The 20,489-nt window shown below is 47.9% G+C and carries 15 protein-coding genes; 11 read left to right on the top strand and 4 right to left on the bottom strand.

The window, feature by feature from the left end:
• The first annotated feature begins 57 nt into the window (after positions 1 to 57).
• The 3 genes from M2137_RS11535 to M2137_RS11525 are packed head-to-tail and all read left to right on the top strand — an operon-like array spanning position 58 to position 5,698.
• Positions 58 to 1,455: a glycoside hydrolase family 28 protein gene (locus M2137_RS11535; RefSeq protein ID WP_280766603.1), complete on the top strand. Its 1,398-nt coding sequence runs from the start codon at positions 58 to 60 to the stop codon at positions 1,453 to 1,455.
• A 7-nt stretch (positions 1,456 to 1,462) separates the two neighbouring features.
• Positions 1,463 to 4,297, top strand: coding sequence for a glycoside hydrolase family 2 TIM barrel-domain containing protein (locus tag M2137_RS11530; RefSeq protein WP_280766592.1), 2,835 nt, complete (start codon positions 1,463 to 1,465; stop codon positions 4,295 to 4,297).
• A gap of 24 nt (positions 4,298 to 4,321) precedes the next feature.
• Positions 4,322 to 5,698 carry a glycosyl hydrolase family 28 protein gene (locus tag M2137_RS11525; RefSeq protein WP_280766591.1) on the top strand — a complete coding sequence of 459 codons (1,377 nt, stop codon included), beginning with the start codon at positions 4,322 to 4,324 and terminating at the stop codon, positions 5,696 to 5,698.
• Between the two features lie 299 nt (positions 5,699 to 5,997).
• On the opposite strand, the gene M2137_RS11520 is transcribed toward M2137_RS11525, so the two are convergent.
• A complete protein-coding gene (locus tag M2137_RS11520; RefSeq protein ID WP_280766590.1) occupies positions 5,998 to 6,858 on the bottom strand; it encodes an AraC family transcriptional regulator in 861 nt (286 codons plus the stop codon).
• Positions 6,859 to 6,989: 131 nt separating this feature from the next.
• Between M2137_RS11520 and M2137_RS11515 the strand changes: the two genes are divergently transcribed.
• The 8 genes from M2137_RS11515 (at position 6,990) to M2137_RS11480 (ending at position 16,278) form a co-directional block, all read left to right on the top strand.
• The gene (locus tag M2137_RS11515) at positions 6,990 to 7,922 is read left to right on the top strand and encodes an aldo/keto reductase (protein ID WP_280766589.1); all 933 of its coding nucleotides are present in this window, start codon (positions 6,990 to 6,992) and stop codon (positions 7,920 to 7,922) included.
• A gap of 37 nt (positions 7,923 to 7,959) precedes the next feature.
• A complete protein-coding gene (locus tag M2137_RS11510) occupies positions 7,960 to 8,976 on the top strand; it encodes a zinc-binding alcohol dehydrogenase family protein (RefSeq protein ID WP_280766602.1) in 1,017 nt (338 codons plus the stop codon).
• Positions 8,977 to 8,980: 4 nt separating this feature from the next.
• Entirely contained in the window at positions 8,981 to 9,901 is a 921-nt protein-coding gene (locus M2137_RS11505) for an amidohydrolase family protein (RefSeq protein ID WP_280766588.1), read from the top strand.
• Between the two features lie 53 nt (positions 9,902 to 9,954).
• Entirely contained in the window at positions 9,955 to 11,211 is a 1,257-nt protein-coding gene (gene fucP, locus M2137_RS11500; protein ID WP_280766587.1) for an L-fucose:H+ symporter permease, read from the top strand.
• Positions 11,212 to 11,226: 15 nt separating this feature from the next.
• The gene (locus M2137_RS11495) at positions 11,227 to 11,613 is read left to right on the top strand and encodes an L-rhamnose mutarotase (protein WP_280766586.1); all 387 of its coding nucleotides are present in this window, start codon (positions 11,227 to 11,229) and stop codon (positions 11,611 to 11,613) included.
• Between the two features lie 34 nt (positions 11,614 to 11,647).
• Complete coding sequence (locus M2137_RS11490; protein WP_280766585.1) at positions 11,648 to 13,192, top strand: alpha-L-fucosidase; 1,545 nt, start codon at positions 11,648 to 11,650, stop codon at positions 13,190 to 13,192.
• Between the two features lie 35 nt (positions 13,193 to 13,227).
• Positions 13,228 to 15,081: a beta-L-arabinofuranosidase domain-containing protein gene (locus tag M2137_RS11485; RefSeq protein ID WP_280766584.1), complete on the top strand. Its 1,854-nt coding sequence runs from the start codon at positions 13,228 to 13,230 to the stop codon at positions 15,079 to 15,081.
• 507 nt (positions 15,082 to 15,588) lie between these two features.
• Positions 15,589 to 16,278 carry a hypothetical protein gene (locus M2137_RS11480; RefSeq protein WP_280766583.1) on the top strand — a complete coding sequence of 230 codons (690 nt, stop codon included), beginning with the start codon at positions 15,589 to 15,591 and terminating at the stop codon, positions 16,276 to 16,278.
• Positions 16,279 to 16,305: 27 nt separating this feature from the next.
• On the opposite strand, the gene M2137_RS11475 is transcribed toward M2137_RS11480, so the two are convergent.
• Genes M2137_RS11475 through M2137_RS11465 form a run of 3 tightly spaced genes read right to left on the bottom strand, consistent with a single transcriptional unit; the run spans position 16,306 to position 20,485 of the window.
• Positions 16,306 to 17,928: an asparagine synthetase B family protein gene (locus tag M2137_RS11475; protein ID WP_280766582.1), complete on the bottom strand. Its 1,623-nt coding sequence runs from the start codon at positions 17,926 to 17,928 to the stop codon at positions 16,306 to 16,308.
• On the bottom strand, positions 17,925 to 19,421 hold the full coding sequence (locus M2137_RS11470; protein WP_280766581.1) for an oligosaccharide flippase family protein: 1,497 nt from the start codon (positions 19,419 to 19,421) through the stop codon (positions 17,925 to 17,927). Before M2137_RS11470 ends, M2137_RS11475 begins: the two co-directional genes overlap by 4 nt.
• On the bottom strand, positions 19,418 to 20,485 hold the full coding sequence (locus M2137_RS11465) for a M20 family metallo-hydrolase (protein ID WP_280766580.1): 1,068 nt from the start codon (positions 20,483 to 20,485) through the stop codon (positions 19,418 to 19,420). The genes M2137_RS11470 and M2137_RS11465 overlap by 4 nt, the downstream gene beginning before the upstream one ends.
• Between the last annotated feature and the right edge of the window lie 4 nt (positions 20,486 to 20,489).

Raw genomic sequence — 20,489 nt, 5'->3', positions numbered from 1 at the left:
GAAATCTGATTTAATAACAAAATAATAGATTGAGTTAAGATGAATTTTCTGAAAAACATGAGCTGGATGTGCCTGGGACTATTTCTCCTTTCATGCACAGCCCCTGCCCCCCGGTATGAAACGATCGAAGTGGAAGCTCCCTTTCCGATGGAACCTATCCAAGTGTTTGTCTATCCGCAAAAGGATTTTAATATAATTGACTATGGCGCTGTTGAGGGTGGAGAGGTGATCAATACCGAATCCATCGCCAAAGCCATCAATGCCTGCCACAGAAAAGGAGGAGGCCGCGTGGTGGTTCCTGCCGGCGAATGGCTTACCGGACCGATACATTTCAAGAGTAATGTGAACCTGTATCTTTCCGAAGGCGCCGTCCTGAGTTTTACGGACAATCCGGCCGACTACCTGCCTGCTGTCATGACCTCGTGGGAAGGGATGGAATGTTATAATTATTCGCCCCTGTTGTATGCTTTCGATTGCGAGAATGTAGCCATTACCGGCACCGGTACGCTGAAGCCCCGTATGGATACCTGGAAAATATGGTTTGGCCGTCCGAAACCTCACATGGATGCATTGGCGCAACTCTACACCATGGCCTCTACCGATGTGCCTGTGGAAGAGCGTCAGATGGCAACAGGAGAAAATAATCTTCGTCCCCACCTGATCCATTTCAATCGTTGTAAAAACGTATTGCTCGATGGCTTCAAGATCCGCGAAAGCCCTTTTTGGACGGTTCACCTCTATATGTGTGAAGGAGGCGTGGTGCGCAACTTAGATGTAAAGGCACACGGACACAACAACGATGGGGTAGACCTGGAAATGAGCCGTAACTTCTTAGTGGAAGATTGCCTGTTCGATCAGGGCGATGATGCCATTGTGATCAAGGCGGGACGCAACCGCGATGCCTGGCGATTGAACACACCGAGTGAGAATGTCGTGGTGCGCAACTGTAAGATTCTTGCCGGACACACCCTGTTGGGTATCGGCAGCGAGATGTCGGGCGGCGTACGCAATGTGTATATGCACGACTGCGACGCACCTAATTCCGTACACCGCTTTTTCTTTGTAAAGACCAACCACCGTCGCGGCGGCTTTGTGGAGAATATCTATATGGATCGTGTGACAGCCGGTGAGACATTGCGGGTGTTCGAGATCGATACCGAGGTGCTCTACCAATGGCGCGACCTGGTGCCGACCTACGAGACGAGTATCACCCGCATCGCGGGCATTCATATGAATCAAATCGAATGTGCTTCGGCCAAGATGGTCTATGAGATCAAGGGTGATGAACGCCTGCCGATCAGGGATATAGAGATAAAGAATGTGCATGTGGGTGTGGTGACCGATGAGGTGGGACGTATCACGCATGCGGAGAATGTCCTGTTGGAGGGTATCACCTACGATGAGATCAACACCGAAGCTGCCTCTACCCTGGATCGTTATTTGAATAATAAATAAAAAATATATGAAGAAGATTATCCTATTAATCAGTCTTTTGATCTCCTATTCTGCCATAGCTCAGCAAACGGAGATATTTTACCTGTCGGGCAAAGGCCTGGGAGATACGAAAACCTGGAAGTTCTACTGCAGCGATGGTATGAACAGTAAGAAATGGTCGAAGATCGAAGTGCCCTCACAATGGGAATTGCAGGGATTCGGTGAATACAGCTACGGGCGGTGGTATACAGACAGAAGTATCAAAAACCCGCCAATGGAAACCGGTATCTACCGCACTACCTTCCAGATCCCGTCCGGATGGAAAGGTAAACAGATAACGATTGTCTTTGAAGGGGTCATGACCGATACGGAGGTGTTGGTGAATGGTCAATCCGCCGGTGAGATTCATCAGGGTGGATTCAACCGTTTTTCCTATGATATTACTGACAAAATAAAAAATGGCAAGAACGATCTGGAGGTAAAGGTCAGCAAAGAATCGTCCGATAGGCTGGTGAATGCGGCCGAACGCAAAGCCGACTGGTGGATATTTGGCGGTATTTATCGTCCGGTCTACTTGGAAGCGAAGCCGGCTGTACATATCGAACGGATGGCAGTCGATGCCAAAGCCGATGGATCGTTGTATGCCGATGTGTTTACCTCGCCCTTGGAAGAGGGATATACCCTGACAGCGCATCTGACGCCGGTAAAGGCAAACGGGCAAAAAGCCGATTCGCAATCGGTTACCCTGAAAGCGGGAAGCGAACATGCCGTGCAATACAAATGGAATCAAGTGGATGTATGGAACACGGAAACGCCTAATCTCTATTGGCTGGAGCTGGAACTAAAGGATAAAGACAATAAAACACAGCATATTTATAAAGAGCGTATCGGATTCCGCACGGTGGAATTCCGCGTCAAAGATGGCCTCTATGTGAACGGGACTAAGGTGGTTTTGAAAGGCATCAACCGCCATTCCTTCCATCCCGACGGAGGACGTACTACCAACGAAGCGGTGAGCCTGATGGATGGGAAGCTGATAAAAGAGATGAATATCAATGCCGTGCGCTTCCATTACGCACCGGACAAACACTTTATGGACGTTTGCGACTCGTTGGGGATCTTTGTGGTTTCCGAACTGGCTGGCTGGCAGAATGCCTACGGCACGGAGATTGGCACTAAGCGGGTGAAGGAATTAGTGACACGCGATGTGAATCATCCCTCTATTATCCTGTGGAGCAATGGTAATGAGGGAGGCTTCAACCACGATCTCGGCTCGGTCTACCGTCAATACGATCCGCAAAAGCGCCATGTGATCCACGCCTGGGCTGACTTCGATAACCTGGATACCCACCATTATCCGACTTTCCTCACAGGGGTGGCTCGCTTTGTAAACGGGTATAAGGTGTTTATGCCGACTGAATTTCAACATGGTATGTACGACCAGGGGCACGGTGCCGGATTGGAAGACTTCTGGAACCAGTACACGGCTCATCCGCTTTTTGCCGGAGGCTTTATGTGGGACTTCTCCGATAACGCGGTCAGACGCAGCGACAAAGGAGGCATACTCGATTCGGATGGTTCGAACGGTACGGACGGAATCGTAGGACCTTATCGCCAAAAAGAGGGCAGCTATTACACGGTGCGCGATGTGTGGGCGCCGATCCAGTTCGAACAGCTCTATATCACTCCGTCGTTTAACGGGGAGTTTATCGTGCGCAACGATTACCTGTTCTCCAATCTCAACACCTGCAAAATGGCTTACCGGGTGCTTACGGCGCCTTCTCCGCTGATGAAAGAGGCAAAACCGGAAGAGATAGCGACCGGAACAGTAACTCTTCCTGCCATCGATCCGCGTGAGGCAGGCAAAGCGCGCATGCAGTTGCCCGCCAATTTCTTCCAGGGTGATATCCTGGAGATAACCGCCCGGGACAGACATGGTGAAGAGATCTGTACCTGGACATGGCCTATCCATTATGCCGGCGAATACACGCAGGGGCAATTGGCTGAGGTAAACCAGGCGGGCAGAGCCACCGTGCATCAGGAGAACGGCCAGGTAGTCCTTTCCGGACAGGATGTGACGGTGCGTTTTAACGAAGCGGACGGATTGATCACCGAGGTGAAAAACAAGGCAGGCATCGTTTCGTTTGCCAATGGTCCGATACCGGTAGGCATGAAAGCCCGCGTGAGAGAGGTGCAGTATCGCCAGGAAGGCGAGAAGGCGGTGTTTACAGCCTATTACCTGGGTGCGGTCGATTCCATCCGTTGGGAAATGACGCCCGCCGGATTGCTTCATATGTACGCCGTGACACTCAATAAGTCCAATCCCGGAAAAGGTTTCGATGAGGCGGTTTTTGAAGATCATATCTCGAACTTCGGATTCACCTTCTCGTACCCCGAAGAAAAGGTCGAGGGCATGAACTGGTTCGGCCGTGGCCCTTACCGTGTGTGGAGAAACCGTATCCGCGGCGCCAACTACGGCGTATGGGAAAAAGAATACAACAACACAATGACCGGAGCCGACTTTAATAATCTGGTTTATCCGGAATTTAAAGGCTATCATGGCAATATGTATTGGAGCCGCCTCCATACGACGGAGTCGCCTTTTACCGTATTTAGCGCCAGCGACGGTGTCTTTATGCGCGTGTTCACGCCCGAAGAACCGAAAGATAATAAAACAAACTGGTCGGCCAATCCCGAATTTCCGGAAGGAGATATATCCTTCCTGTATGAAATACCGGCTATGCGCTGCTTCAAACCGATCTCTCAGCAGGGACCGAAAAGCCAGCCCTCCAATATCCGGATCAAGGTGGGCGACGAAGGGGTACACATGGATCTCTGGTTTGATTTCAGCGTTGAAAAGTAGAGCATGATAACAAACAAAAGAAAAATGAAGAATCGTAGTTTTTGGATTACCCTGTTCGTTTCTATCTCCTGCTTTGCCATCTCCGCACAGGATCTCTTTCCTGACGGGACACCTATACCCAACTGGTTTAAGGAGACGCAACCAACGAATATCAACGAGTTAGGAAAACACTACCGCCTGACGGACTATGGCGTTGTTGGCGATAGCACCCTGTTGCAAACAGATAAGATACAAGCCCTTATTGACCAAGCTCACCAGCAGGGCGGGGGAGTGGTGGTCGTTCCCCGGGGAACCTACCTGAGCGGCTCGCTTTTCTTCCGTCAGGGCACGCACCTGCACCTGGAAGAGGGCGGGGTGTTGAAAGGAAGCGATGATATCAGCCACTTCCCGCTCGTTATGACCCGCATGGAGGGGCAGACATTGAAATACTTCGCGGCGCTTGTCAATGCAGACGGAGTCGACGGGTTTACGATCTCCGGACGGGGAACGATCGACGGCAACGGACTACGCTACTGGAAAGCCTTCTGGTTGCGGCGGCAGTTCAATTCCAAATGCACCAATATGGACGAGATGCGCCCCCGGTTGGTCTATATCTCTAATAGTAAAAACGTGCAACTTTCGGGTGTTCACCTGCAAAATTCTCCTTTTTGGACCACGCATTTCTATAAATGCTCCCGGGTGAAATTGCTTGATCTCACCATTACCTCGCCGGCTAGTCCGGTTAAGGCGCCCAGTACGGACGCGGTCGATATCGATGTATGCACCGACTTCCTGATCAAGAACTGCTATATGGCGGTCAACGACGACGCGGTTGCCCTGAAAGGCGGGAAAGGACCTTTTGCCGACAAGGACGAAAACAACGGTGAGAACCGCAATGTCCTGATCGAAGACTGTACCTACGGCTTCTGCCATAGCGCCCTGACCTGCGGCAGCGAAGCGATTCACAATTACAATATCCTGTTTCGCCGTTCCACGGTCAAAGACGCTCATCGGCTGCTTCAGCTCAAGATGCGTCCCGACACGCCGCAACATTATGAGTTCATTCGCCTGGAAGATATTTCAGGAAATACGCGCAGTATGCTCGATGTGAAGCCCTGGACGCAATTCTTCGACCTGAAAGGGGAGGAGGGCATCCGTGTTTCCTATGCGAATGATATTGTGATGCGTAACATTCAATTAGAATGCACTACCGCTTTCGACGTGATCGAATCCGACCAGTATCAGCTCTCCGCCTTCACTTTTGAGAATCTGCAGGTCAACGCCGGCAAGATTTCTGCCGAGGGAACGGGTATGATCCGGGATCTGACACTGAAGAACGTCACCATCAACAACCAACCGTTTACCGGCGACCGGAAAAAGTCGGCTTCCGACAATGCAACAAAGAATCAATGGGAGGAATAATTCCCGATTCTTTATGGTCCTTCACCCTCATTTTGACGGTGGATTTCACATTCCGATTTTTCAAATGTTAAAATAGCGATTGTAAGCAAAACAGCCGTTTTGCTTACAATCCGGTATGTTAAAAAATGTTTCTCCCGGGAGTTTGCCTCCAAAGTCCCTCGTTTTTGCGCGCAAAGTCCTGCGGAAATTACAAATCGTAAATTGGGGGTTTTGTCAAAAATGGGCAAATTAACATTTGTTCACGTTATTATAGCAATCGTTACGGAGTCTAAGTACCTATACAATGATTGCTGTTTTTTTTAAAGCATCCTTTGTTTTTTATACCTGCCGGGGCTTTCGCCGGTCATTTTGTAGAAGAGGCGGTTGAAGTAGGAGATGTTATCGAATCCCAGTCCATAGGCGATGTCTTTGATGTGCTCCTGGTTGAGCAATAGCCTTAACTGAGCCGTTTCGATCTTTTTCTGGTTGATGTATTTGCCGGGGGTGCAATGCATCTCTTTTTTGAACAGGCGGATGAAATGGTCTTTCGTGAGGAAGCAGATCTCAGCCAGTTGCTCTATTTCTATGGGTTTGTCGATGTTTTTATGGATATAGTGCAGGCTTCTCACGATACGCTCCTCCATGTGTTCGTTTTTAAAGACGGCACGAGCCAGGAAGCGCGAGATGATCTGCTGGATAATACCATGCGATTCCATTTCAAAAGCCAGCGGGGTCTTTTGCTGGAGCGCCATATTGTAGGCTACGTGTGCAGAATTATCGTATGAGTTCGGATCGTAATACTGCAATTCTCTTTCCGGGTTGATCCGGATCAACCGCTCTATCAGCTGGATATCCAACGGGTCAGCTTCTATCTCCGCGGGGAAATCAATCTGGTCGAAGAGGCTGATGTTTTTCCCGAGGTCTTCATATAGATGTATATAGTATAACTCCAGCATGCCATCGCACTCATAGGCATGTTTGGTATATGAAGGGGTCAGGTAGAGGTGATCCTTTTTCAGTTCGGAGAAACCATCTTCCCGTATGATCTTCGCGGTTCCGCTTTTTACATAATGTATCCGGGCAAAGGGACTATGTATGTTTTTCCAGTTCCAGTCCGCATTATGATAGGCATAGCCCACATTCAATAAAATGAAATCTCTCTTCAGTTCTTTTCTGATCATTATCAAGACGATTGAGGTGTAAACATACGGAATTATATCGATAAAGTACAAGTTTTGGTCGATAATAACAAAGAAAAAGAAATCGACATCCTGTAGCTTTGCAAAACAAGGTTTCACGTTAAATATATACCATGCAATACAGAGAAATAGGAAAAACAGGCATGAAGGTGTCTGCGATTAGTTTTGGTGCCTCTTCCCTGGGGGGTGTCTTTCATTCTTTAAAAGAAGAAACAGGAATAGAAGCGGTGCATACGGCGGTCGATAACGGGATTAACTTCATCGATGTCTCTCCCTATTACGGACACTTGAAAGCGGAGGTCGTATTGGGAAAAGCATTGAAAAATATAGATCGCAGCCGTTATTATCTTTCGACAAAGGTAGGCCGTTACGGACAGGACGGGGTAAATACCTGGGACTATTCAGCGCGTAAAGCCAAAGAAAGCGTATACGAAAGTATGGAGCGACTCCATGTAGACTACATCGACCTGATCAATATCCACGATATAGAGTTTGCTGACCTGGAGCAGGTATGCAACGAAACGTTGCCTGCCCTGGTGGATCTGCGTCGCGAGGGAGTGGTGAAACATGTAGGAATTACCAACCTGAATCTGCGGCATTTCCACTATGTGATCGATCATGTGCCGGCCGGAACGGTGGAGAGTGTGCTCTCTTTTTGTCATTACACCCTGAACGACGATGCGTTGGTGGATTCATTGGATTATTTTGAATCGAAAGAGATCGGGGTGATCAATGCCTCTCCTTTTTCGATGGGGCTGTTGACCGAACGGGGTGTGCCCGATTGGCATCCGGCACCGGAGGCATTGAAGCGTTTGGCGCAGAAGGCTACGGCCTATTGTAAATCGAAAGGAACCTCTATCGAAGCATTAGCGGTGGCATTCTCGGTCAATAATCCGCGCATTGCCACGACGCTGTTCAGCACCACCAACCCGGAAAATGTATTGAAAACGATCCGTTATGCCGAAACACCGCTGAATGAAGAGCTATTGGCTGAGGTGAAACGGATCTTTGAACCGGGGTTTAGAGATACGTGGGTGAATAGTTAATTGATAATTGATAATGGATAATTGTTAATTGATAATGATGAAGGCGATACAAATAACTGAGCAGGGCAGGGCAGGGGTGACGGAGATGCCAAAGCCGGAGGTGAAGCCTGGCCATGTGTTACTAAAGATAGGCTATGTAGGATTTTGCGGTTCTGATCTGAATACGTTCAGAGGGCTGAATCCGCTGGTGAAGCTGCCGATTGTTCCGGGTCATGAGATCGGGGCGGTGGTGGAAGCACTGGGGGAGGATGTGCCTGATCATTTACAGCCGGGTATGCATGCCACGGTGAATCCGTATACTAATTGCGGCCATTGCCCGTCGTGTCGCAACGGTCGGCCGAATGCCTGCGAGTTTAATCAGACCCTGGGTGTGCAGCGTGATGGCGCTATGGCGGAATACCTGCTTGTGCCTTGGGAAAAGGTGATTGCCGACGATGCCATTTCGGTACGCGACTTTGCTTTGGTGGAGCCGATGAGTGTCGGGTTTCATGCGGTCAATCGCGCAGAGGTGACCGATAGCGATACGGTGATGGTGATCGGTTGCGGTATGATCGGGTTAGGGGCTATTGTGCGTGCCGCCTTGCGTGGTGCGCGGGTGATTGCGGTCGATGTGGATGACAGGAAACTGGATCTGGCCGAGCGCCTGGGTGCGCAATACTCCGTGAATACCTTGAAAGAGAACCTGCATGAGCGGGTGATGGAGATCACTGGCAGCGCTGGTGCGGATGTGGTGATCGAGGCCGTTGGCCGTCCGGAGACCTATGTGGCTTCCATTTCGGAAGTGGCTTTCACCGGACGAGTGGTGTATATCGGCTATGCCAAAGAAAATATTCCGTTCGATACCTCCTATTTTGTGAAGAAAGAATTGGATATCCGTGGCTCCCGCAATGCGATGCCGAACGACTTCAAAGCGGTGATGGAGTATATGAAACGGGGAAACTGCCCGGTGGACGAACTGATTACAGCGATATATGCCCCTGAAAAGGCGTTGGAGGCGTTGGAAAAATGGGCTATCAATCCGGGAGAGGTATTCCGCTTATTAATAGAGTTTTGATCATATGTATCCGATAATCGACGCGCATGCCCACCTTTGGCTTCACCAAGAGGCGATAGTGGAAGGAAAGAAGATCAGGACGCTTGAAAACGGGCGTTCCGAGTTTATGGGAGAAATACGCCAGATGATCCCGCCCTTTCTGGTAGATGGCAGGAATACGGCGGAGGCTTTTCTGGCGAATATGGACTATGCCCAGGTGTCGGCGGCTGTTATTACGCAGGAGTATATCGATGGTATGCAGAATGAGTACCTCCTGAAGGTGGAACAGCAATATCCGAATCGCTTCTTTTGTTGCGGTATGGTCGATGCCCGCAAGCCGGGTTATTACGCCCATGCGGAAGCACTGATTGCTCAGGGATTTCGGGCTATCAAGATACCGGCACAGCGTTTGGTGACAGCAGCGGGCAGAGTATGGCTGACCGAAAAGGAGATGATGGATATGTTCCGTTTGATGGAAAAGAATAACATCATCCTTTCGATCGACCTGGCCGATGGAGCGGAGCAGGTAGCCGAGATGAAAGAGATCATTGCCGAATGCCCTTCGTTGAAGATTGCTATCGGGCATTTCGGAATGGTGACGAGAGAAGGCTGGCAGGAACAGATCAAATTGGCACGAAACGAATATGTCCGGATCGAATCGGGTGGTATCACCTGGTTGTTTAATGACGAGTTTTATCCCTTCACCGGAGCCGTTCGGGCTATTCAGGAAGCAGCCGGACTGGTTGGTATGGAGAAATTGATGTGGGGATCCGATTATCCGCGCACGATTGTTGCTATTACTTATCGGATGTCATACGATTTTGTTATCAAATCAAATCTGCTTTCGGAAGAGGAAAAATCCTTATTCCTGGGGAAAAATGCGGAGGCTTTCTATGGACTAAAGAACCTGCCGCAGCTTCCCTATATTAAGAATATGTCGGAATAAATCCGCCGGACTCTTCCGGTAAAAGAAAAACTATTAGAAAAACTATTGAATCCATGAAAAAGAAAAAGCAAACATTCGCTTTAACACTTATCTTCAGTCTGTTCTTCATCTGGGCCATAAGCAGCAATCTGTTGCCGACTATGATCCGTCAGTTGATGAAGACCTTTGAGTTGAGTGCCTTCCAGGCATCGCTCACAGAGGCATCCTATTGGATTGCCTACTTTATCTTCCCCATTCCGATTGCCATGTTTATGAAGCGTTACAGCTATAAAGCAGGTATCATCGTGGGATTGTCTATCGCTGCCTTAGGGGGATTGTTGTTCTTTCCGGCTGCGATTATTCAAGAATACTGGGCCTACCTGGCGATCTTCTTTATTATCGCGACGGGTATGTGCTTCCTGGAAACGGCAGCTAATCCCTACGTAACGGTTTTAGGCGACCCGGCTACGGCTCCGCGTCGGCTTAATTTGGCACAATCGTTCAATGGGTTGGGTGCCTTTATTGCTGCGATGTTTTTGAGTAAATTGGTGTTAAGCGGGCATGATTATACCCGTGAAACGATACCGGCCAGCTATCCAGGCGGTTGGGAAGGCTTTGTTCAATTCGAGACCAATGCCATGAAGACGCCCTATTTGGTGTTGGCTATTGTGTTGATTCTGATTGCTGTGGTGTTTATCTTCTCGCATTTGCCGAAAATTCAGGAAGGTGGACAGGAAGAAGGCAATGCGAAAGGGGAGAAACTAATTGATTTCAGTGTACTCAAATCGTCTCATCTGCGTTGGGGAGTGATTGCGCAATTCTTTTACAATGGTGGGCAAACGGCGATCAATGCCATGTTCCTGATCTATTGTTGCAAATATGTCGGCCTGTCGGAAGGTACGGCTACGACCTATTTCGGATTGTATATGCTGGCATTCCTTCTTGGACGTTGGATCGGTACGCTGTTGATGGTTCGTTTCAAACCGCAGAATATGCTGGTGGTTTACGCGCTTGCCAATATCTTCTTATGCGGCGTTATTATGGCTTTCGGTGGCATGATCGGTTTGTATGCCATGCTGGGTGTCTCTTTCTTTATGTCGATTATGTATCCGACTCAATTCTCCCTGGCGCTCAAAGGGCTGGGAAGCAAGACGAAAAGCGGCTCTGCTTTCTTAGTGATGGCCATTGTCGGCAATGTTGTGCTTCCACCGCTTACGGGGCATCTGATGGATATCAATGAACAATTCTACCATCTGGCTTACTTTGTTCCGTTGATATGTTTCATTTTCTGTGCCTATTATGGTTGGAAAGGGTATAAGGTTATAGATTAAACAGATACAATAAAGATGAAAAAAGAAGAAGGATATCCGCAAAAGATCTATTCCGTTCCGACAAAACGTTACTGCCAGACATTGGATCTGAAAGAGGATCCTGCATTAATACAGGAGTATGTGAAACGACATAGCGAAGCTTGTCATTGGCCGGAGATCAAAGAAGGCATCCAGTCGGTCGGTATTTTGGAAATGGAGATCTACCTGTTGGGAACACGGTTGTTTATGATCGTCGAGACCCCTTTGGACTTTGAATGGGAGACGGCCTTCCAAAAGCTGGCAACCCTTCCCCGTCAAGCCGAATGGGAAGAGTATATGTCGATCTTTCAGGTGGCTGATCCCAAGGCGAGTTCCTCGGAAAAATGGAAGCAGATGGATCGGATTTTCCATCTGTATGAGTAGTCAAAACAGTTATACTTTAAAACTTAGATTAGAAATGAAAAAACTTTTAACAGCGTTGTTAGTGCCGGTTTGTCTTGTGGCTTGCCAACCGGAGAAAAAAGTCTCTTACAACATTGATTCCGTCGCTTCGCCTAAAGGCACGGAAGTGTTTCAGCCCAATTGGGATAACCTGGCGGAGAATTATCAATTCCCCGAATGGTTTGTCGATGCGAAGTTTGGTATCTTCATCCATTGGGGTGTGTATGCCGTGCCGGCTTACGGCAGTGAATGGTATGCCCGGACTATGTATCTGCAGGATAGCCGGGAGTATAAACACCACATAAAGACTTGGGGCGCTCACACGGAGTTCGGGTATAAAGATTTTGTTCCGATGTTTAAGGCGGAGAAGTTTGATGCCGACGAATGGGCTGATCTGTTTAAAAGATCCGGTGCTAAATATGTTGTGCCCGTAGCCGAGCACCACGATGGATTCTCCATGTACGATAGTGATCTCAATGAGTGGAACTCCGTGAAAATGGGACCGAAGAAAGATATTGTGGGTTTATTGAAGACGGCTGTCGAAAAAGAGGGACTTGTCTTCGGTCTGTCTACCCACAGGGCGGAGAATGCCTGGTTCTTCAATGGCGGCATGCAGTTTCCGTCAGATGTGCAGGATATGAGTATCTCGCTCTACGGTCGCCGCTATGAAACCGAAAAGTATACAGAAGAGCTTGCCCGTGAATGGCTTACCCACACGTATGAGTTGATCAATAAGTACGAACCCAAGCTGATCTGGTTCGACTGGACAGTGAATAACCCGGTGCTGATGCCCTATTTCAATAAGTTTTTGGCCTATTATTACAACAATGCCCTGGATTGGGGCGACCAAGTGGCGGTAAATACCAAGCAAGGCTATCCGACCCATATACATGTATGGGACGTGGAGCGCGGCAAGTCAGGTAAGATGATGCAGTTTCCCTGGCAAACCGACACCTCGGTGGGAAAGAGATCCTGGTCGTATATCGATGGTGAAGAGAATAAAACCCCGGAACAGATCGTGCATGATTTGATTGATATCGTCAGTAAAAACGGGAATCTGTTGTTGAATATCGGCCCTCGTGCCGACGGAACCATTACGGACGAACAGAAAGCGGTATTGCTCTCGATCGGAAAATGGCTGGAGGTAAACGGAGAGGCTATCTACAGTACGCGTTGCTGGAAGAAATTTGGCGAAGGAGATGCTGAACCGACAAAAGGCTCTTTTACGGATAATACGGCCACGCCCTACAGCACACGCGATATTCGTTTCACAACCAAAGGCAATGATTTCTATGCCATTGTGTTGAACTGGGATGAGAAAGGCGTATTTGTCACCTCTTTAGATAAGGAGGCTATCGCGGATGCGAAGATACAGCAAGTCACACTGTTGGGATCCGAAGAGAAGATCGCCTGGGAACAGACCGATAAAGGGCTGAAGCTCTCTTTTCCGAAGAACAAACCTTGTGCATATGCCTATTCCTTCAAGATTACTTTCGATAAGCCGGTTGGCCAGCATCTGGCATCCGAAGCAGTCAACGAAGTGATGAAGCATGGTTCGTAAGAACACAGGAGAAGGATTTTTAATAAAAGAATTATATGCGAAAAACTATTATTACAGGCATCATATCGTTTGTCTGTTTTTATTCATTTGCGCAGAATCCGACATACAAGCAGCCGGTAGAAAAGGTTTCCTCCTTTAGCCAGCAAGAGGTTGTGTTAAAGCCTTCCTGGGTAAAAGACCGGGAAGAGCTTAACACGGCCTACCTGAAATCATTGGATCCCGACAGATTGTTGCATAACTTCCGGGTGACAGCCGGTCTGCCCTCGGAGGCTACGCCTTTAGATGGTTGGGAATCTCCGGGTATTGGCTTGAGAGGACATTTCGTGGGGCATTATCTCTCTGCTGTGTCCACCTTAGTGGAGAAATACCAGGATCCGCAACTAAATGAACGCCTGACATACCTGATCGATGAATTGTACCGATGCCAACAAGCCCTGGGAGGAGGTTATTTAAGCGCTTTCCCTGCGAAGAGCTTCGAGCTGTTGGAGGAGAAGTTCACAGGAGTCTGGGCGCCTTATTACACCTACCAGAAGATTATGCAGGGTTTATTGGACGTTTACACCCGGACGGGCAATAAAAAAGCGTATGATATCTTGCTTGGTATGGCCTCCTATGCCGATAATCGTATGTCCAAATTAGATGAAGAAACGATCCGGAAAATGATGTACACGGCTGTTGCCAATCCGCAGAATGAGATGGGCGCCATGAATGAACTGTTGTATAAGTTGTACAAACTGTCCGGCGATCCGAAATATCTGGCGTTAGCTGAGCTGTTCGATCCGGAGTGGTTTCTCACGCCATTGTCCCGGAATGAAGATATTTTGTCGGGACTTCATGCCAACACCCACTTGGTGCTTGTCAATGGTTTTGCCGAACGCTATTCCATCACCCAAGAAGAAAAATACCATAACGCTGTTATTCATTTCTGGGATATGCTTATTCACCGGCATGCCTATGCGAATGGTTCGAGTAGTGGTCCGCGGCCGATTGCGACCACCCCGACCTCTGTCACGGCGGAACATTGGGGCGAACCCGATCATCTTTGCAATACCTTAAGCAAGGAGATTGCCGAGAGCTGCGTGTCGCATAATACGCAAAAGCTGACCTCGTATCTCTTTTCGTGGACAGCCGACCCGGCTTATGCGGATGTCTATATGAATATGTTCTACAATGCCGTGCTTCCGACGCAAAGTGATCATAGCGGTTCTTATGTGTATCATCTGCCTTTGGGTTCGCCACGTAATAAGAAATACCTGAAAGAGAATGATTTCTTCTGTTGTAGTGGCTCGTCTGTCGAGGCTTTTTCGCAACTTAATTCCGGCATTTATTATCATGATGATTCGGCACTTTGGGTGAATCTCTATACCCCTTCCGAAGTGAATTGGAAAGAAAAGAAAGTGCGATTGGCGCAGGATAGCCATTTTCCGAAAGACAAAGCTGTTCGTTTTACGGTTTCAACCAAACAGAAATCGACATTCACCCTGAAACTATTCATCCCCTCCTGGGCGAATGAGGTAGAAGTGTATGTCAACAAAGAGAAACAAGCGGTCAACACATCGCCCGCCTCTTACCTCGAATTAAACCGGACTTGGCGCGACAAAGATGAGGTAACGCTTGTATTCCATTATGACTTCCACCTGAAGGCCATGCCCGACACCCCGAAGGTATTTGCCATCTATTACGGCCCAATGCTTTTGGCTTTCGAGAGCAACAAAGAGGTTGTCTTGAAAGGAAACAGGGCGGAAGAGCTGTTGACAAATCTCTCTGTTACGGACGAGGAACAGGCACGCTTCCGCTTAGTGAACGACGGAAACACATACCCGCTTCGTCCCTTCTTTGATATAGATAAGGAGTCGTATGGTGTCTATGCGACCATCCGGAATTATTGAATCGACCGACCTGACAGCAAATCGAACAGATATGATTTCACAATAACCATCTCCTCCGGGAAAAAAGTTAGAATAAGCGACAAATAACCCATAGGGTGATGTAAGTTCCAGACCCCAAAAATCCAATTGCTTCTGATCCTTCGGGAAGCGAATGTTATTTGCTCTGCGCCTACGGCTAAGCGATTTCCGATTGTTAAAATATTGATTGTAAGCAAAACGGCCGTTTTGCTTACAATTCCATACGTTAAAAAGTGTTTCTCCCGGGACTTTGTCTCCGAAGTCCCGCTTTTTTGCGCGCAAAGTCCCGCGAAAATTTCAAATCGTAAGTTGGGGTATTTGGTGAAAATGGGTGAATTAACATTTGTTTACATTAATACGCGTTAGCCTTTTCGGGTTGGCTTCTATCGGCTAAAAACCCTTAAGAATACTTATCGTAAAGGTAAATTAATTAAAATATAGTGGCTTACGTCAAAAACTGTTTTATTTTTGCAGCAGATACACGTGCAGATGAACAGACGATTACTTTTTTTCTTAGTCTTTGGTTTTCTTACGGTAGGGAACCTATGGGCACAATGGACGCTGACAGATTCCCTGTGGTTGAAAAATGTATTGAGCGGGAAAGATACCTTGCGGTTGAATCCGGAAACCATGGATGCTATTCAGAAGGGGTTATTGATTAACCCTGGGAACAAGCCGGTCACACCCATGATGGAAGCGGCGCGGGAGTTGCCCTTATTGATTGATTTTGAAGAATACTTCCAGTCGATTGATTCGGCTGTGCCCCGTGAATTCGACTGGACGGATCTGCCTCCGGCTCTTTTTATCCGTTTCTTTAATCCACCAACCCCTCCGATTTTGGAGCTTCCGATGGGAGGTACTACGTTTGAGGGACCTGCAGGTGTTTTTCAGACTGATTTTGTGCATCCGTTGAATATGCTCTTCAGCAAAACATACCGCCAGTTCTATAAAAACTCCCTGACGGCGAAGAATCTGAAGAATTACAACGAAAATCCCTCTCGGGAACAAAAGAAAAAGATGCAAAGCTATGCTACATCCCGAACGGAACGTTTAGTCGTGGCAAGCGATTCGGCCACCTACCACCGGAGAAAGGAGGCATTGCCTTTGCCTTTGGTCACGCTATGGGTGAAAAAAGACTCTGTTCCGGAATTGCTTCCTGACTCTGTACAAACAGATTAAGAAGCTCCCATAAAATTCAAAACAGCTTCAAAATCGAACCTTTCGGATGGCGTATAAGGTATTATTGTCGTTGTCCGGAAACCAATGCAGGGGACGTTTTACATAAGGTTTCAGGTAACGACGTAGCCTGTTGGGCAGCTTGTCGTATGGCATCTGTTCCGGGAAACGGGGCGAACCGGCGGCATACACCATATAGAGGGCATCATCCGAACGAGGTGTCTCTTTTCGTACGTGATAGGTTAGTTTGCGCCTCCAGGAATCGGGCAGCGCAGCTATTAATTTTGTTTTTGTGCTTGCCGGCCTCATTCTCATGTCGAAGGGAATCGAACGAAGCGGTTCTTCATACAATCCGTTTTTCTCACAGGCATAAAGGAAGCGCCGATATTTCTTCTCTTTGACCGGAATCTGTTGCCAATACGCCATCAATTCTTTGTCCCAAAGTGGCGTACGCCAGTCGAACCCGAAATATTCATAAACCCGCACACTGTTTTGTATGAATTTGGCATGGCGTTCCTGCCAGTGAAAATATTCGGGAAAGTTGCGTGGCGACTGCTGAAAATGTTCGATCATAGCCGATAACTCCTCAAAGACTGTGGCGCCTCTCTTCGTTGATTCCCATTGATTGAAGTAGGGGGCGAGGTAGTTGTAGACCTGCTGTTTGGATCGCAGTTTCTCTATCCCGTCGAAGCAATAGGCTCCGGTGAGGAAATCAAACGTATGGCCGGGTATAAAGATGTCGCCCGGTTGCAGAATGCCTTGCTTATTCAATTCGGATACAGCCAATAGGTCTTGAATATGCGGATCGCTCACACCATTGAACGCGAAGTCGAAGTAACGATCGAAATCAGGACTTTCGCGTAGCTCTTGCCATTTCTCCGGTGTATATTCCACAAAGTGCCAGGCATAACCCAATGCGTCGGCAATTTGCTGACTCAAGCGGGATTGTTTATTGCCGGGCGAACCATAGGAATAACAAATCAGGTTTTTGACACCCAGTTTATGCATTTGATTGATCACCATCCGGGAGTCATGTCCGCCGCTCAACGGAACGATCCAGTTGCGTACATCCGGAGCACTTTCCTGCATACGGCGAAACAGGCGGGTGAAGAGTTCGTTTTGCTTTTCCACCTCTTCTGTGACAGATAGTTTTCTTTTCGGATCAAAATTCGAAGAATAGGTGAAATAGCGCTTCTTCTCTGTCTCCTGATCGTTTATTCGAACTATCTCAGCGGCCTGAAGGGCATATATATCTTCGTAAATGGTCGAGTCTTCCAATGTCATTCCTGCTGTCAGAAACACTTCGGCTTTGCGGATATCAACAGTAGGGGTCAAGTCATATTTTTCAAAAGAAGCCAATAGATTGTCCGTAATATAGATATCTCCTTTTTCTTTCAAGTAGAGAAGAGGGTAGGAGCGGATATGGTCGGAGATGAGGAATGCCGAGGTCTTTGAATGTATGACAATGGCATAGTTTCCATTCAATCCGGAGGCCAATTGGCTAAGGGTGTATTCTTTTTGGCGGATACTGGATAGGATCAATTGATTAAACGCTTCTCCGGTGTAGCTTTTCCCCATCCATTCGGCCCAGCCGATGGTTGACACCGCGCCTTGGGTGATCCAATTTTTTCTGTAAAGATCTATATGTATCATTCTTTTTTCTTTAATAGTGATTGAAATATAGGCCATATAATGCTTTTGTAATCGAGCCCCAGCCATCTCCCGGTAAGAAGAATTGCCAGAAAGAACAGGCCGAATGCGATCGTCTGGTTCAATAATAAAGGCAATGTTTCGATATGGGGGAATAGCAACAACCTGACGGGCAGGATGATCAGGATGGCGTGACCGATTATTTTTGATAGCGATAAAACCGTTTTTTTTGTAAACACATGGATGTGAAGCCTGTATCTGATATAGCTATAAAAGGCGACGTATAGCAAGATAGAGTTTGCAGCCGACACACAGGCTATAACGACGGGCGACGGAAAGAGAACGATGGTGACGGCTTCCGTCAACCAGATAGAAATAGCTGATATCAGGTAAAAACCGACATATATCTTCATCTTTTTCAGCGCTAAGATAATAGGTAGGAAGGGATATATATTGACAAAATTGCTTATCAGGGCTATCTGGAAATAGATGGCCGAAACATTGTATTCCTTTCCGTAAATGAAAACAATGATTTCCGTCGCAAAGAAAAGGCTGTATATTAATAAAGGATATAGGATCAGGCTTGTTTTCAGAATTGCCTTTTGCCACGAACCGATCGCTTCCCCGAACAGTTGTGGCGTATTGGCGCGGGAGAACAACGGGATCAACACCGCCATTACCGAGCCAGTGATCATAGGAGCCAGTGGAAATGGCATATACCCATTGGCAAATTCCGCGAAGGTGACCTCACCGAAGTAGCGGCTTACAAAGAATTGATCGGCCGAACCGGAGAGCATAATGCATAAGTCGGCGCCCATAAGCGGAATAGCATAGGCGGCTATATCCCGGAGGTGAAGCGATGAAGGCTCCGCACGGTAGCCTCTGTATGGACGGTAGATAAGAAAAAGAGCAGCCAGAAGCATCAGGAAAGAGGAGAGAACCAATCCACGCAAGGCCGTTTCGCAGTCGGCCTTGTAGAGGATAACCGGCAGTATGATGCTAAGTAATACCACGATACGGGAAAAGACCGTGTACATGGCCAGGTAGTGGGTTTTCTGTTCCCGCAGGTAAACGCTCTCGATAGAGAAGGTCGGCATAAGCAGTAGCGGAACAGGAGCATAGATGCGCAATGCCTTTTCCAAGGCGGGGTTGTTGAGTATGTCTGCTACAATACCTGAAGAGAAATAGATAAAAGCGGAGAAAATAAGCCCCAGGAGTACGAATGTCAACTCAAACCGGTTGACTAAATGTTTCCCTTCGCTTTTGGTTAGCTTGGGAAGAAAATAGGTAAGCGTTTCCGGAAGCCCGACGGTGAAGATAAGAACAAAAGCGGAATAGATATACATCACCTGCTTGTAGGTGCCGTAATCTTCTTTATTCAGGTAGCGCGACAGGATGGCGGCACTGACAAAGGCAAGCGCAAATGAACTCAGTTTACCGAGACCGATCCAGAAAACCTGTGTCTGGTTGCTTGTATCGTTGATTAATCCTTTCATTTATCGCCATGAGAAAGATGTAATCCATCCAGTAATCGCACGTATGTATCGATAGCTTCCCTGATTTCTATCTCTTCGATGTATTCATCGGCCGAGTGGGAACGAGCGGAATCGCCCGGACCGATCTTGACGGAAGGAAACGACATCAACGCCTGATCGCTCAGGGTAGGGGAACCGAAAGGTGTTTTTCCCATCATAACCGCCCTGGCAACAAAAGGGTGATCCGGAGAAATCGAACTGGAATTGAGTCGGAAACTACGCGCTTTTACTTCGCAATCAACCGCTTTTGCGATCAATTCGAAGAGCTCCTTGTTCGGATAATACTCGTTGGTGCGGATATCTACCGTAAACTCACAGCGATCCGGTATGACATTGTGTTGCGTGCCCGCCTGTATCATGGTTACGGTCATCTTTACAGGTCCCAGGAGTTCGCTCTGCTTTGGGAACTGATAAGAGTTGAACCATTCGATATCTTTCAAGGCTAATGTAATGGCGTTTATGCCTTCGTTGCGGGCGGCATGGCCCGATTTGCCTATGGCGGTGCAGTCCAATACCATCAATCCCTTTTCAGCGATGGCCGGATGCATACCCGTTGGTTCGCCGACAAGGGCGAAATCGATACGGGGCAGGTCAGGTAATACCGATTCGATGCCTTGCTTTCCGGATACCTCTTCTTCGCAAGAGGCTAGAAATATCAGGTTATAGGCTTGTTGTTTCCGGCTGATAACGACAAATGTTTCATACAGAGACACGACACTGGCAGCGGCATCGTTGCTGCCCAGACCGTAGATCACGCCCTCCTCTTCCGTAGGAACAAAGGGGTCTTTTGTCCATCCGGCAACCGGTTTTACGGTATCGATATGGGAATTCAACAGGATGGTCGGCTTGGAAAAGTCGAATCCGGGTGCAATCAGCCAAAGGTTATTTCCCTTCCGGTGAACATTATGCCCTGCTTTCTGCCAGGTTTCCTGCAGAAAATTAGCCACCGCCTCCTCTTCCCGGCTAAAGGAAGGTATGCGGATCATGCCTTTCAGTATATCGATTGCTTCGTAGTAATGTTCCATTGTA

The sequence above is a fragment of the Parabacteroides sp. PFB2-10 genome, assembly GCF_029893085.1.
GTDB lineage: Bacteria > Bacteroidota > Bacteroidia > Bacteroidales > Tannerellaceae > QVMG01.
Note: the sequence above shows the minus strand (reverse complement) of the source record. Positions and strands in the feature narration are given on the sequence as shown.

Coding starts and splice junctions, on each gene's coding strand:
- M2137_RS11535 (WP_280766603.1), top strand. CDS start 58: ATGAGCTGGATGTGCCTGGGACTATTTCTCCTTTCATGCACAGCCCCT.
- M2137_RS11530 (WP_280766592.1), top strand. CDS start 1,463: ATGAAGAAGATTATCCTATTAATCAGTCTTTTGATCTCCTATTCTGCC.
- M2137_RS11525 (WP_280766591.1), top strand. CDS start 4,322: ATGAAGAATCGTAGTTTTTGGATTACCCTGTTCGTTTCTATCTCCTGC.
- M2137_RS11520 (WP_280766590.1), bottom strand. CDS start 6,858: ATGATCAGAAAAGAACTGAAGAGAGATTTCATTTTATTGAATGTGGGC.
- M2137_RS11515 (WP_280766589.1), top strand. CDS start 6,990: ATGCAATACAGAGAAATAGGAAAAACAGGCATGAAGGTGTCTGCGATT.
- M2137_RS11510 (WP_280766602.1), top strand. CDS start 7,960: ATGAAGGCGATACAAATAACTGAGCAGGGCAGGGCAGGGGTGACGGAG.
- M2137_RS11505 (WP_280766588.1), top strand. CDS start 8,981: ATGTATCCGATAATCGACGCGCATGCCCACCTTTGGCTTCACCAAGAG.
- fucP (WP_280766587.1), top strand. CDS start 9,955: ATGAAAAAGAAAAAGCAAACATTCGCTTTAACACTTATCTTCAGTCTG.
- M2137_RS11495 (WP_280766586.1), top strand. CDS start 11,227: ATGAAAAAAGAAGAAGGATATCCGCAAAAGATCTATTCCGTTCCGACA.
- M2137_RS11490 (WP_280766585.1), top strand. CDS start 11,648: ATGAAAAAACTTTTAACAGCGTTGTTAGTGCCGGTTTGTCTTGTGGCT.
- M2137_RS11485 (WP_280766584.1), top strand. CDS start 13,228: ATGCGAAAAACTATTATTACAGGCATCATATCGTTTGTCTGTTTTTAT.
- M2137_RS11480 (WP_280766583.1), top strand. CDS start 15,589: ATGAACAGACGATTACTTTTTTTCTTAGTCTTTGGTTTTCTTACGGTA.
- M2137_RS11475 (WP_280766582.1), bottom strand. CDS start 17,928: ATGATACATATAGATCTTTACAGAAAAAATTGGATCACCCAAGGCGCG.
- M2137_RS11470 (WP_280766581.1), bottom strand. CDS start 19,421: ATGAAAGGATTAATCAACGATACAAGCAACCAGACACAGGTTTTCTGG.
- M2137_RS11465 (WP_280766580.1), bottom strand. CDS start 20,485: ATGGAACATTACTACGAAGCAATCGATATACTGAAAGGCATGATCCGC.